The organism is Variovorax sp. LjRoot175 (assembly GCF_964253805.1).
GTDB lineage: Bacteria > Pseudomonadota > Gammaproteobacteria > Burkholderiales > Burkholderiaceae_C > Variovorax.
Window position 1 is genome coordinate 168,355 of sequence record NZ_CAXURY020000001.1, and the last position, 12,471, is coordinate 180,825.

Annotated in this window: 15 protein-coding genes; 4 read left to right on the forward strand and 11 right to left on the reverse strand. The window is 68.8% G+C overall.

Annotated elements, in window-relative coordinates:
• Positions 1-34: 34 nt before the first annotated feature.
• Positions 35-868 (forward strand): phosphate/phosphite/phosphonate ABC transporter substrate-binding protein, encoded by an 834-nt coding sequence (locus ACSQ89_RS00905; RefSeq protein ID WP_436292277.1) that lies wholly within the window; start codon positions 35-37, stop codon positions 866-868.
• On the opposite strand, the gene ACSQ89_RS00910 is transcribed toward ACSQ89_RS00905, so the two are convergent.
• Complete coding sequence (locus ACSQ89_RS00910) at positions 865-2,100, reverse strand: MFS transporter (protein WP_093104499.1); 1,236 nt, start codon at positions 2,098-2,100, stop codon at positions 865-867. The two genes, ACSQ89_RS00905 and ACSQ89_RS00910, sit on opposite strands and share 4 nt — an antisense overlap.
• A gap of 146 nt (positions 2,101-2,246) precedes the next feature.
• On the opposite strand from ACSQ89_RS00910, the gene ACSQ89_RS00915 reads away from it, so the two are divergent.
• Together ACSQ89_RS00915 and ACSQ89_RS00920 are read left to right on the forward strand one after the other, a co-directional pair.
• Entirely contained in the window at positions 2,247-3,161 is a 915-nt protein-coding gene (locus ACSQ89_RS00915) for a LysR family transcriptional regulator (protein ID WP_436296061.1), read from the forward strand.
• A gap of 49 nt (positions 3,162-3,210) precedes the next feature.
• Complete coding sequence (locus ACSQ89_RS00920) at positions 3,211-3,549, forward strand: hypothetical protein (RefSeq protein WP_436292278.1); 339 nt, start codon at positions 3,211-3,213, stop codon at positions 3,547-3,549.
• A 7-nt stretch (positions 3,550-3,556) separates the two neighbouring features.
• Here ACSQ89_RS00920 and ACSQ89_RS00925 read toward each other — a convergent pair whose 3' ends face one another.
• The 3 genes from ACSQ89_RS00925 to ACSQ89_RS00935 are packed head-to-tail and all read right to left on the reverse strand — an operon-like array spanning position 3,557 to position 5,739.
• Complete coding sequence (locus ACSQ89_RS00925; protein WP_436292279.1) at positions 3,557-4,762, reverse strand: beta-ketoacyl-[acyl-carrier-protein] synthase family protein; 1,206 nt, start codon at positions 4,760-4,762, stop codon at positions 3,557-3,559.
• Positions 4,759-5,001 carry an acyl carrier protein gene (locus ACSQ89_RS00930; protein WP_093104493.1) on the reverse strand — a complete coding sequence of 81 codons (243 nt, stop codon included), beginning with the start codon at positions 4,999-5,001 and terminating at the stop codon, positions 4,759-4,761. The genes ACSQ89_RS00925 and ACSQ89_RS00930 overlap by 4 nt, the downstream gene beginning before the upstream one ends.
• A 33-nt stretch (positions 5,002-5,034) precedes the next feature.
• On the reverse strand, positions 5,035-5,739 hold the full coding sequence (locus ACSQ89_RS00935) for a phosphatase PAP2 family protein (protein WP_093104491.1): 705 nt from the start codon (positions 5,737-5,739) through the stop codon (positions 5,035-5,037).
• A 129-nt stretch (positions 5,740-5,868) separates the two neighbouring features.
• Here ACSQ89_RS00935 and ACSQ89_RS00940 point away from each other — a divergent pair, with 129 nt between their 5' ends.
• Positions 5,869-6,327 carry a VOC family protein gene (locus ACSQ89_RS00940; protein WP_093104490.1) on the forward strand — a complete coding sequence of 153 codons (459 nt, stop codon included), beginning with the start codon at positions 5,869-5,871 and terminating at the stop codon, positions 6,325-6,327.
• 5 nt (positions 6,328-6,332) lie between these two features.
• Here the strand turns inward: ACSQ89_RS00940 and fahA are convergent, their stop codons facing one another.
• Genes fahA through ACSQ89_RS00975 form a run of 7 tightly spaced genes read right to left on the reverse strand, consistent with a single transcriptional unit; the run spans position 6,333 to position 12,436 of the window.
• A complete protein-coding gene (fahA, locus tag ACSQ89_RS00945) occupies positions 6,333-7,658 on the reverse strand; it encodes a fumarylacetoacetase (protein WP_436292280.1) in 1,326 nt (441 codons plus the stop codon).
• A gap of 5 nt (positions 7,659-7,663) precedes the next feature.
• Positions 7,664-8,473: a cyclase family protein gene (locus tag ACSQ89_RS00950; protein WP_093104488.1), complete on the reverse strand. Its 810-nt coding sequence runs from the start codon at positions 8,471-8,473 to the stop codon at positions 7,664-7,666.
• Positions 8,474-8,490: 17 nt separating this feature from the next.
• Complete coding sequence (locus tag ACSQ89_RS00955; protein ID WP_436292281.1) at positions 8,491-9,270, reverse strand: ABC transporter permease; 780 nt, start codon at positions 9,268-9,270, stop codon at positions 8,491-8,493.
• Positions 9,267-10,037: an ABC transporter permease gene (locus tag ACSQ89_RS00960; protein ID WP_093104485.1), complete on the reverse strand. Its 771-nt coding sequence runs from the start codon at positions 10,035-10,037 to the stop codon at positions 9,267-9,269. The genes ACSQ89_RS00955 and ACSQ89_RS00960 overlap by 4 nt, the downstream gene beginning before the upstream one ends.
• Entirely contained in the window at positions 10,030-10,806 is a 777-nt protein-coding gene (locus tag ACSQ89_RS00965) for an ABC transporter ATP-binding protein (RefSeq protein WP_093104483.1), read from the reverse strand. Before ACSQ89_RS00965 ends, ACSQ89_RS00960 begins: the two co-directional genes overlap by 8 nt.
• On the reverse strand, positions 10,803-11,747 hold the full coding sequence (locus ACSQ89_RS00970) for an ABC transporter substrate-binding protein (protein WP_093104482.1): 945 nt from the start codon (positions 11,745-11,747) through the stop codon (positions 10,803-10,805). The genes ACSQ89_RS00965 and ACSQ89_RS00970 overlap by 4 nt, the downstream gene beginning before the upstream one ends.
• Positions 11,744-12,436 carry a TetR/AcrR family transcriptional regulator gene (locus tag ACSQ89_RS00975; RefSeq protein ID WP_244503802.1) on the reverse strand — a complete coding sequence of 231 codons (693 nt, stop codon included), beginning with the start codon at positions 12,434-12,436 and terminating at the stop codon, positions 11,744-11,746. The genes ACSQ89_RS00970 and ACSQ89_RS00975 overlap by 4 nt, the downstream gene beginning before the upstream one ends.
• Positions 12,437-12,471: the final 35 nt, after the last annotated feature.

Here is a 12,471-nt window from a genome sequence, read left to right on the forward strand (position 1 = left end):
CTATTCTGCGGGCTCGCAACTACTCGAGACATCCATGATGAAACACCGCGTCGATCGCAACGCAAGCTTCGCCCCTTGGGCCGCGGCTTTTCTGCTGGCCGCTGTCGCTCCGGCCCAAGCGCTGGTGCTCGGCGTGACCGAGGGCGTGACCTACAAGGCCAGCGACAGCCAGATAGAAGCCAAGTTCGAGCCGATCGCCGAGGCACTGAGCAAGGCGCTCAAGCAGCCCGTGACCCTCAAGGTCTTGAGTTCGTACGCCAATGCGCGCGAAGCATTGAGGCAGAACCAGGTCGATCTGGCCTTCATGCATCCGGCCCACATCGCCTTCGAAGCGACCAAGGGCGGCAACTACAAGACGCTCGCCTGGACCGCGGGCTTCACCGAATACAAGGTCTCGTTCCTGTGCAAGGACCTGCAGACGATCTCCAACTGGAAGGAGATCGCCGGCAAGAGCCTGGTCATGCCCGACCCGGATTCCATCACCTCGGTGATCACGCGCGCGATGCTGCGCGAGCAGGGCCTGCAGGACGGCGCGGTCAAGACCACCAACACGCGCTACCAGGACGCGGTGCCCTTCTACGTGCAGAATGGCTTCGCCGCCTACGGCGCCACGGCCTCCGCCGGCGTGGTCAAGGCCTGGAAGTCCACCGGCGGCAAAACGTGCGCCGAATCGCGCGCCGTCCCCATCAAGCAATGGCTGTCATCGAGCAAGCTCGATGCGAGCGCGGTCGCCACGGTGCGCGACACCTTGCTGGGGCTCGGCCAGTCGGAAGGTGGCAAGCGTGCGCTGGCCACTTCGACCTATACCGGCTTCGTCGCGCCTTCAGCGGAAGTCGAGAAGAGCCTGATGTACTGGCTCGGGATCTAGGCCCTCGACCAAAGCCGCACTGCGAGCGCCGCGCCGGCCGTCGCGGTGGCGAGCGCCGTGACCGCCATCCAGCCCCATTCGGCGAACAGCAGGCTGCCCAGCGCCGCACCGATGGCCATGCCGATGAACATGCCGACGAAGAGCACGGCATTGAGGCGGCTGCGCGCGCCGGGCTCGATGCCGTAGACGATGGTCTGGTGCGCGATCAGCGCGGCCTGGATGCCGAGGTCGAAGCCGATGGCGCAGGCCACCAGCAGCGCCAGCCGAGCGTGCGGCTGCATCAGCGGCGCCAGCGCCATGGCCGCGAAGGAGAGCACGACCAGCCCCGCGCCCAAACGCGTCACCAGTTCCGGCCCGCGGCGATCGGCGATGCGGCCGGCGATGGGCGCGGCCAGCGCCCCGGCGGCGCCCGCCAGCCCGAAGGCGCCGGCCGCGGCGCTGCCGAGGCGGAATGGCGCGCCGTGCAACATCACGGCCAGGGTGGACCAGAAGGCGCTGAAGCCGACCGAGAGCAGGCCCTGCGCCAGCGCCGCGCGGCGCAGTGCGGCATGGCGCTGCCACAGCTGGGCCAGCGAACCGAGCAATGCGCCGTACGCCAGTTGCGTAGTGGGCTGGAAGCGCGGCAGCCGATGCCATGCGGCGGCGCCGATCAGCGCGATGCTCGCCGCGGCCGCAACGAACACCGCGCGCCAGCCGAAGTGCTCCGCCACGAAACCGCTCGCCACGCGCGAGAGCAGGATGCCCAGCAGCAGCCCCGTCATCACCGTGCCGACCACCTTGCCGCGATGGGCGTCGGGCGCGAGCGTGGCGGCGGCCGGCACGATGTCCTGGGCCATCGTCGCAGCCAGGCCGACGACCAGGCTGACGACCAGCAGCGCGCCGATGGAGGGAGCAACGCCGGCCAGCAGCAGCGCGGCGCCGAGCACGGCCGCCTTGAGCAGGATGATGCGGCGCCGGTCGTAGCGGTCGCCCAGCGGCGCCAAGAGCAGGATGCCGAGCGCGTAGCCGAGCTGCGTCAGCGTCGGGATGAAGCCGACGGCCCGGTCGGAGGCGCCGATGTCCGCACCCAGCACGCCGAGCATGGGCTGGCTGTAATAGATCGAAGCGACGGCGAGGCCGGCCGCGGTCGCGAGCAGAAGAACCAGCGACGCCGGCAGGCCCTGGGCCGCGCGGGCCGGCTCCGGGGCCGGCACGACGCCCGCTGTGGCATGCGAGCAGTGAATACCAGACATGGTGTTAACCCTTAGAAACTCTTGAGGGACGGAGTGTGAGGTTTGAGTGCTCTCAGTGGTAGCCGCAAGCCGCGCACAATTGATATACGCTGCTCGCATGAAAGAACCCGGCTCACCCCTCGGCCTCCGCCGACCGCATCGCGCTGATGCAGACCTTCGTCCGCATCGTGGAAGCCGGCAGCCTGTCGGCGGCCGCGGCGCAGATGGGATCGACGCAACCCACCGTGAGCCGCCGCCTGCAGGTCCTGGAACGATCGCTCGGTGTGCGGCTGCTGCAGCGTTCCACGCATGCGATGAAGCTCACCGAAGACGGCGAACGCTGCTTCGAGCGCGCCAAGGAACTGCTCGCGAACTGGGAGGCCTTCGAAGCCGACCTGCGCGGCACCGGCGACGAGCCCGAAGGCAGCTTGCGCGTGATCGCGCCGCATGCCTTCGGCCAGTCGCAGCTCGTCGAACCGCTGGCCCGCTTCCTGCGGCGCTACCCGCGCGTGACGGTCGAGTGGCTGCTGCACGACGATACGCAGGACTTCATCGCCAACGGCATCGACTGCGCCATCCAGATCGGAGAAGTCAGCGACCCCGCGCTGGTCGCGATCAAGCTGGCCGAGGTGCCGCGCATCGTGGTCGCCGCGCCCTCGGTGCTGGCCGGCGCGCCGGTGCCGGCGCACCCATCCGAGCTGGCGGGCTTGCCCTGGCTGGCGCTGCGCACCTACTACCGCAACGAGGTGACGCTCACGCATGCGGCGAGCGGCGAAACCCATCGCTTCGCGATCCGGCCGCGCATGAGCACCGACAGCCTGCTGGCCCTGCGCCACGCCGCGGTGCTGGGGCTGGGCGCGGGCGTGGGGTCGGCCTGGCTGCTGACCGAGGACCTGGCCCAGGGCCGGCTGATCCAGCTCGCGCCGCAATGGTGCGCCGCGCCACTGCCTGTCTACGTGGTGTATCCCCACGCCCGCTTCTATCCGGCCAGGCTGCGCCGCTTCGTCGAGGCGATGCGGGAGGCCATGCCGGCGGTGGTGGGGATGCGCCAGCGCGAAGAAGCTATCCTACGCAGGCCTTGATCACGGGCCCATGGCTCCCGCCACCCGTCGACCTGACCATCCAATCCGTATGAGCAAATCCATCCTCGCATCCCTGGCCTTGGCCGCATGCTGCGCCGGCGCTCTCGCGCAGCCGCTCAAGCTTCCCGTGGAAAGCAGCGACCAGGGCACCCTCTACGTCGCGCCCAACGTGTCGCCCACCGAGACCTCGGCCCGCACGAATGGCGCAACGATCGGCACGCAACGACTCGACGGAAGCGGCGCGTACGGCGGCGTCGACACCTCCGGGTCCCGGCCCAACTATTCGCTCGGTGCAAGCACGGGCGGCAGCACCTCTTTTTCGGCGGGCGCCCATTCGGACGGCAAGAGCAACGCGGGCATCAAGGCCGGCGTGACGATCAAGTACTAGCCGACGTTCACGCGCGGCGAAACAGCAGCACCGCGTTCGTACCGCCGAAGGCGAAGGAACTGCTGATCGCGGCTTCGAGCTGCGGCGCGGCTTCACCGGCCTCGCGCACCAGGTTCAGGCTGCACTCCGGGTCGATGGTCTGGCAATGCGCGTTGGGCGGCAATTGACGCCGCGCCAGCGCCAGCACGGTGATCACCGCCTCGAGCGCGCCGGCGGCGCCGAGCAGGTGGCCGTGCAAGGCCTTGGTCGAGCTCACGCGCAGATCGTCGAGCGCCTCGCCCCACACCTCGGCCAGCGCGTTGCGCTCGACCACGTCGCCGATGCGCGTGGCCGTGCCGTGCGCGTTGCAGTAGCCCACGTCGCGCGGCTGCAGGCCGGCCTGCCGCAACGCGGCGCGCAGGGCGCGGGCCTGGCCCGAGGCGTCGGGCTTGGTCAGGTGGGTGGCGTCGCAGCCGATGCCCCAGCCGGCCAGCGTGGCATGGCTGCGCGCGCCGCGCAGGCGTGCGCGCTCGGCCGATTCGAGGACGAGGAAGGCCGCGCCCTCACCGAGCGCGAAACCGCCGCGGTCGCTGGCAAAGGGCCGGATCGCGCTGGCCGCTTCGCCGGGCGCGAAGCCGGCCAGGGTCTGCATCGCCTGCCAGGCCAGCAACACGCCCGGCACGATCAGCGCTTCGCTGCCGCCGGCGATGGCGATGTCGACCTCTCCGCGCTGCACCGCCTTGGCTGCCTCGGCAATGGCCACGGCCGACGAGGCGCAGGCCACGGAATAGGTGAGCACCGGGCCGTGGACGCGCTGCCGCATCGCCACCTGCGAGGCCGGCGCGTTGGGCATGAAGGCCGGAATGGTGAGCGGCGGCATGCGCCCGGCGCCGCGGTAGGCCGCCTCGAGCGCGCCCGCGCCGCCCATGCCGCAGCCGGCGTAGACGCCTATGCGTTCGGAGTCCACGTTGCCGAGTGCGCCTGCATCGCGCACCGCCAGGTCGGCCGCGGCCACGGCCAGCTGGCTCACGCGGTCGACGCCGGCGAGCTGCAGCTTGGTGAACCAGCGGGATTCGTCGAAGGCCACCGTGGCGGCGGCGGCCGGCTTGGGCAGCTCGGGGAGGACGGGTCCGAGCGCCGATTCGCCGCGCATCAACGCTTCGAAGACCGTGCCCGGGTCGTCGCCATGCGGCGCGACGAGGCCCAGACCGGTGACGGCGACCTCGGTTGTCACTTGGCCTGCGCCATCCTGACCTTGTCGACCATGGCCGCGAGGCCGGCCAGCGTGTCGACGCTGTTCGCGTCGTCGTCGGTGATGGAGATGGAGAAGTGGTCTTCGATCGCGAACACGAATTCGACCAGCGTCAGTGAATCGAATCCCTTGTCGCGCATGGACGCGTGAGGGTCGAGCGCCGCCGCCTCGATGCCGTACTTCTCGTGGATCAGATCCTGTAATACTTTCAGCGAGCTCATTGTGCGATGTCCGTCCTCACGCCGGCCCTGGCCTCATCGATGGGGAATGATATCCGCTCGACCGAAAATGGCGCGGGCCACGCGCTGCGGGCCGGGCCGCCAGCGCAGCGAGGGCAGCACGAAGGCGATGCCGAGCAGCGCGCCGGCCAGCGCATCGAGCACCACGTGCTGCTTGATCGCCAGCGTCGACCAGGCAATGGCGGCGAACCACAGCCAATTCAAGAGGCGCACGAAGACCGGTGTGCGCGCCCGGCGCAGCACGTCGTCGATGCGGATGACGGTGAACATCGCGACCGCAACATGCATCGAGGGGCAGGCATTGCCTGGCGCGTCCACGCCCTGCAGCAGCGCGAAGCCCGGGAAGTCCGAGGCCGGCGCCGCGAGTGGCACCTGCGTCGGCCAGTAATGGAACAGGCCCAGCCCGGTCAGGCACAGCGCGCCGACCCAGAGGCCATAGACCACCAGCTCGCGAAAGCTCAGCTGCAGCCCGGGCGCGACGCCCACATACAGCCAGAGCGAAAAGTAGGCGACCAGCGCCTGCGGCTGGAACGGGATCAGGTGGTCGAGCGCGGTCAGCGGCATCACCGTGACCGCGAAGTCCGGGTGGCGCAGCATGTGGAAGTAGCCGATGAAGAAGAGCCAGGTGAACACCGTGACGCCGACGATCTTCAGTGCCAGGTGGCGGCGAATCCGCAGGCCGATGTCGGCGGTCCAGGTCTGTGGAGGGGAGGGCGCCATGTAAGGGTCGATCGGGGCGTTGATGTTTCGACCGGGTCGATCATGCCTGAGGGAGCGCTTGACAAGAGCCCGGCCCAAATCAGATACTGAACCTTCAAGTTCAGTTATGGCCCTTTCGAAAGGAATCCCATGCAGAAGATCTCTCCCTTCCTGTGGTTCGACGGCAAGGCCGAAGAGGCCGCGAAGTTCTACACCGCCATCTTCAAGAATTCGCGAATCACCAATGTGATCCCCGGACCCGGCGGCACGGTGATGGGCGTGAGCTTCGAGCTCGAAGGACAGGAGTTCATGGGCCTGAACGGCGGGCCGATGTTCCAGTTCACGCCGGCCGTCTCCTTCTTCATCAAGTGCGAGACGCAGGAAGAGATCGACAACTACTGGACCCGGCTCACCGAGGGCGGCGGCGAGCCGCAGCCCTGCGGCTGGCTCAAGGACAAATTCGGCCTCTCGTGGCAGGTGATACCCAATGCGCTGGGCACCATGCTGCAGGACAAGGACCCGGCCAAGGCGCAGCGCACCATGGAAGCCATGATGAAGATGTCCAAGCTGGACATCGCGGCGCTGAAGAAGGCCTACGACGGCGGCTGAGCCCTTCAGCCCCGCGCCGGCAGCACCGTCCCGCGGCTCTCGCCGAAGCCGATGCGCGCATGGCCCGGCTTCTCGCACCAGCCGCGCAGCAGCACCGCATCGCCGTCCTCGAGAAAGCCGCGTTGTTCGCCGTCGGCCAGCGCGATCGGTGCCTGGCCGGCGCGCGTGAGTTCGATCATCGCGCCGGCCTCGCCAGGCCCCGGGCCCGAGATGGTGCCGCTGCCGAACAGGTCGCCGGCGTTCAGGCTGCAGCCGCCCACCGTGTGGTGCGCGACCATCTGCGCAATGCTCCAGTACTGGTGTTTGAAGCTGGTGGCCGACAGGCGCGAGGGGCTGCTGCCCTCGGCGCGGGCTTTGGTGCTTTCGAGCCAGACCTCGAGCCGGATGTCGAGCGCGCCGCTTGCGCGATTGGCTTCGCTCTCCAGGTAGGCCAGCGGCTGCGGATGATCGGCCGGCCGCACCCAGGCCTGGCGATAGGGCGCCAGCGCTTCCAGCGTCACGATCCATGGCGAGACGGTGGTCGCGAAGTTCTTGGCCAGAAAAGGGCCGAGCGGCGCCATCTCCCAGAACTGGATGTCGCGCGCCGACCAGTCGTTGAGCAGGCAGATGCCGAAGATGTGGTTCTCCGCGCGCTCGAGCGGAATCGGCGCGCCGGCCGCATTGCCCTGGCCGATGTAGATGCCGAGCTCGAGCTCATAGTCCAGCCGCGCGCAAGGGCCGTAGGTCGGCGCTTGCGCGCCGGGCGCCATGGTCTGTCCCATCGGCCGGTGGAACTGCTGGCCGCTCACGCCGATGGTCGAGACGCGGCCGTGGTAGGCGATCGGGATCCACTGGAAGTTGGGCGTGATCGGATCGTCGGGCTTGAGCAGCCGCCCGATGTTGAGCGCATGGTCGATCGAGGTGTAGAAGTCGGTGTAGTCGCCGATGCGCGCGGGCAATGCGAACGCGGCCTCGGCCTGCGGGATCAGGCAGGCGCGCACGGCCTCGGCCGCTTCCTTCGGCGCATCGTCCTTGAGCAGCGCGAACAAGTCATGGCGCAGCGCGCGCCACACGCTGGGGCCGAGCGCGAAGAAGTCGTTGAGCGCCGATTGCGCGCAGGCGCGTGCGCCATCGAGCGCCGCGCCGTCCAATTGCCGGCCCGCGGCCAGTGCCGCGAGGTCCAACACCTGGTCGCCGATGGCGACGCCGCCGCGGTAGGGCTCGCGGCTTCCGGTACGGTGGAACACCGCGAAGGGCAGGTTCTGGATCGGGAAGTCGCTGCCTTCGGCGTTGGCCGAGGCCAGCCAGCTGCGGGCGCTGGCATCGTGCGTGTGGTTGAGCGTCGTCGTCATGATGTTCATCCCACGGTGGCCATCAGCGCGTCGTCGAAGATCGCGACCGCGCGCGTCCAGCCGGCCGAGGCGCCGCGGATCTTGTGCGGAAAGCAGCTGATGAAGAAGCCATCCGCCGGCAGCGCCTCGAGGTTGTGCAGCTTTTCGAGGTGGCAGTAGCCGATGTCGCGGCCGGCCTTGTGGCCTTCCCAGATCAGCGAGGCGTCTTTCGATTCGCCGTACTTCTTGGCCGTGTGGACGAAGGGCGCATCCCAGCTCCAGGCGTCGGTGCCGGTGAGGCGCACGCCGCGCTCCAGCAGGTACATGGTCGCTTCGTAGCCCATGCCCGCGCCGGCCGAGACGTAGTCGCCGTGGCCGTAGCGCGAGCCGGCACGTGTGTTGACCACCACGATCTCCAGCGGCTTCAGCGTGTGGCCGATGCGCTTGAGCTCGGCGTCGACGTCGTCGGCCGTCACGACATAGCCGTCCTCGAAATGCCGGAAGTCCAGCTTCACGCCGGGCTGGAAGCACCATTCGAGCGGCACGTCGTGGATCGCGATCGCGGGCTTCTTCTCGCCGAGCGCCTTGTCCATGGTCGAGTGGAAGTGGTAGGGCGCATCGAGATGCGTGCCGTTGTGCGTGGAGAGCTGCACGAACTCCACGGCCCAACCTTCGCCGTCGGGCAGGTCTTCCCGCTTCAAGCCGGGGAAGAAAGGCTCGATCTGCTCGTAGGTCTGCTCGTGCGTGAAGTACTGGATCTTGGGCGCGAAGGCGGGCGGATCGGAGAGCACGTCGTTTTCGAGAAAGATCGAGAGGTCGACGAATTTGCGGGTCATGGCGGGGTTCCTTTTCTTCAGGGGTGCTGCCAGCGCAGCAGTTTCTTTTCGGCAAGGGCCAGGAGGGCATTGCTCGCGAAGCCGATCAGGCCCAGGAGCACGATGCCGGCGAAGAGCTCGCTCGCGCGAAAGGCACGCGCCGCGAGCAGGATGGCCTGGCCCAGGCCGCTCTGCGAGGCGATCATTTCGCCGACCACGGCGACGATGAGCGAAATGGTCATCGACAAGCGCATGCCGGCCAGGATGTCGGGCATCGCGTTGGGCAGGCCTATCTTCCAGACGTAGGCCGCGCGCGGCATCTGCAGGCAGCGCGCCACTTCGGCGAGCCGCGGCTCGATGGCCGCGAAGCCGTGCACGGTGGCCAGCAGCACCGGCCACATCGCGCCGAAGGCGACGACGAAGAGCACCATGCCCGGGTTGAGGCCGAAGATCGAGATTGCGAGCGGCAGCAGCGCGGAGGCCGGCAGCGGGCGGATGAATTCCAGCGTCGGCTGCACCCAGGCGCGCACCGCGGGCGAGACGCCGATGGCGGCGCCCAGCAGCACGCCGAAGAGCGAGGCCAACAGCCAGCCTTCGAGCATGCGGCGCACGGTGGCAATGGTGAAGACCAGCAGCTCTCCGCTGCCGCTGCCGCTGCCGCGCAGGTTGAGGCCTTCGGCCAGGCTCGCGAGCGTCGCTTCGGGCGTCGGCAGGAACACGCGGCTGACCCAGCCCGCGTTGCTTGCGGTCCACCACAGCGCGACGAGCGCCGCGAGCACCGCGGCCGAGCCGAGCCATCCGGTGAAGCGATGGCTCATTGCACGACTCCCATGCGCCGCGCCACCCAGCGCTGGAGCCGCTGCATCGCCGCGTTGATGACAAAACCCACCACGCCGATCCAGCCCAGCCAGGCCAGCATCAGCGGCGGGTCGAAGCTCTGCTGCGCGATCATCATCGCGTAGCCCATGCCGTTGGGATTGGCCGCGATCTCGACCGTGACGGCCACCACCAGCGCCACCGCCACGCCGAGCCGCAGCGCGACGAAGAGCCGCGGCACGATCGCGGGCAGCACGATCTTCCAGGCCCGCTCGCGCGCCGTGAGCCCGAGCACGCGGCTCACCTCCAAGAGGCGCGGCTCGACCTGCTGCACGGCCGACTGGACGAGGATCAGCATCGGCCAGAAGGCGGCGAAGGCGACGATGGCCAGCTCCATGCGCACGCCGAAGCCGAACATCAGCATCGAAAGCGGAATCAGCGCGACGGAGGGGATGGGACGCAGCACCTCGATAGACAGCAGGCCGAACTGCGCGGTGCGCCGCGACAAGCCCAGCACGATGCCCAGCGCAATACCGAGCACGGCGCCGAGCAGCAGGCCGAGGGCCGCGGTGCCGAGCGTGAAGCCGGTGGCCTGCCACAGAGAGCCGTCGACGGCCGCGCCGGCAAAGGCCTTGAGCGCGGCGCTCGGCGGCGCGAGCGCATCGCTGCCCTGTGCGGCGGCGCGGCGCGCATACCACTCGAAGAGGGCGAGCAGCAGGGCAGGGAAGACCCAGGGCCGCAGCAGTGACAACGCACGGCGTTCAGTCATGGCCTTGCTCGATGAAGGCAAACAGTTCGCGCCGCAAATGCAGGAACTCCGGATGCTCCTTGGTCGTGAGCTGGTCGCGCGGCCGCGGGATCTTCACATCGATCATGCGCGCCAGGCTCGGCCGCCCCGGCGCGGGATCGGCCTGCAGCGCGATCACGCGGTCGCCGAGGTAGATGGCTTCCTCGAGGTCGTGCGTGACGAAGAGCACCGTCAACCCGTCTTCGCGCACCAGGCGCGCGAGTTCGTCCTGCAGGCCCTGGCGCGTCAGCGCATCCAGCGCGCCGAAGGGCTCGTCCATCATCATCAGCTCGGGCTTCTGCGCGAGGCAGCGCGCGATCTGCGCGCGCTGCTGCATGCCGCCCGAGAGCTGCACCGGAAACTTCTGCGCATGCGCCGCGAGGCCGACCTTGGCCAGCACTTCGGCGATGCGCGGCGCGCGTTCGCTCGCCGGCACGCCGGCCGCTTCGAGCGCGAGGCTCACGTTGCCCTCGACCGTGCGCCAGGGCAGAAGCGCGCGGCCGTAGTCCTGGAACACGAAGGCCACTTCGCGCGAAGGCTCGTTCATCGGCTTGCCCTTGCGCCGCACCTCGCCGGCGCTGGCGCGCACGAGGCCGCTGGCCGCGCGCAGCAGCGTGGTCTTGCCGCAGCCGCTCGGGCCCACGATGCAGACGAACTCGCCGCGCGCTACCTCGAAAGAGGTAGGCGACAGCACCTCGCGCGCGCCATAGCAAATGCGCACGCCGTCGATGGCGAGGAAATCCGGCCTCACTTCGCGACCAGCCTGGCAACGTCGATCGGGGTCTTGAGCATCTCCTGCTCCTTCATGAGGCCGACCCAGTAGGCGAGCTGCTTGTCGGTCACCACCGGGCCGGGCGGCGAGATCTGCACCTTGGCCAGCACCTCGGGCGGCAGCTTGATGTACTTGCCGATGCTCGCGCGCACCCTGGCATCGTTCTTCGGCTGCTGCATGAAGGCGCCGCCTTCCTGCACCGCCTCGCGGAAGCCGCGTGCCGCGGCCGGGTTCTTCGCCACCCATTCGCGCTTGGCCGCATGCACGATGGTCTGGTTGCCCTCGGGCAGGAAGGTCGAGTAGTAGGAGGCCACGTAGCCCGCGCCGCTGTCTGTGATGCGGCTCATGAAAGGATCGGCCGAGACCACCGCATCGACCGAGCCGCCGCGCAGCAGGTCGGCATGCTGCGGGAACGAGGCCTCGACGAAGTTGACCTTGCGGTAGTCCACGCCCTGGTCCTTCAGGTAGGCGCGGAAGGTCACGTGCAGGAAGGCGCCGAGGCCCGGCACGCCGATCTTCTTGCCCACGCAGTCCTGCGCGCTCTTGATGCCCGAGCCCGCACGCGCCACCAGGCCGAAGCCGGTGATGGTCTTCGAAGTGAGGCCGCCGCCGGCGACCAGCACCAGGTCCATCCCGCCGTCGACCGCCTGCAGGAACACCGAAGGCGTGGGCCCGCCGATCTGCAGCGAATCGGACTGCAGCGCAGCCGGGATGGTGGAGTTGAGCGGAATGAACTTGAGCTCGACGTCGAGGTTGCGCTTCTTGAAGTAGCCCTCTTCGGCCGCCACGAAGACCGAGGCGAAGTCGGTCACGGCCGTGTAGCCGAACACGATCTTGGTGTTGGCCTGCGCGCGCGCAGGCAGTGCCGCGGTCGCGGAGGCGGCGGCGAGCGCCGACAACAGGGTGCGTCGTTTCATCATGTCTTTTGTCTCCTGGGGGTGGGTTTCTTCTGCGAGGCCTTGGGTCGCGGCAGCGCGGCGCGCAGGCCGCCGACGATGAAGTTCACGAGCATCGGCGCCACGGCCGGATCGCTGCGCCGGTTCTCGCCGCGCGAGAGCCGCTCGATGCGGTTGTCGTTCAGGTGATGCAGCAGCGTGCCGAGCGCGAACTGGTAGGCCCATGCGGCCTGGCCGCGCGTCGCATGCGGCAGCGCAATATGCAGCGCGTCGATGTAGGCCTCGGCCAGCGGATCGAAGTAGCCGCGCAGCACGCGGTCGGCTTCCTCGGTCGCGTGGTAGAGCTCGCGCGCCACCAGCAGCGCGTAGTACTCGCCTTCGGCGCTCGCGCGCAGCGCCAGCACCGGGCCGGTGAAGGCTTCGACGATGCGCGGCAGCGTCTGCGGGTCATGAGGGTCGTTGTGCACCGCGCGCAGGCCGGCCAGCCGCTCCTCGATGGTGTGGCTCCAGTGCTCGAAGATCGCGTGAAAAAGCTCGTGCTTCGGCCCGTAGTAGTAGCCCACCAGCGCGAGCGGCACGCTGGCCTCGTCGGCGATCTGGCGGATCGTCACCGCGTGGTAGCCGTGCTGCGCGAATAGCTTCTCGGCCGCGAGAAGAATCGCCTGCCGGCGGTCAGGCCGAACGGAAGTAGCGCGCTGCACACGTTGAACCATGGCGGGTATTGAACAAGCGTACAAACTTGTTGAAC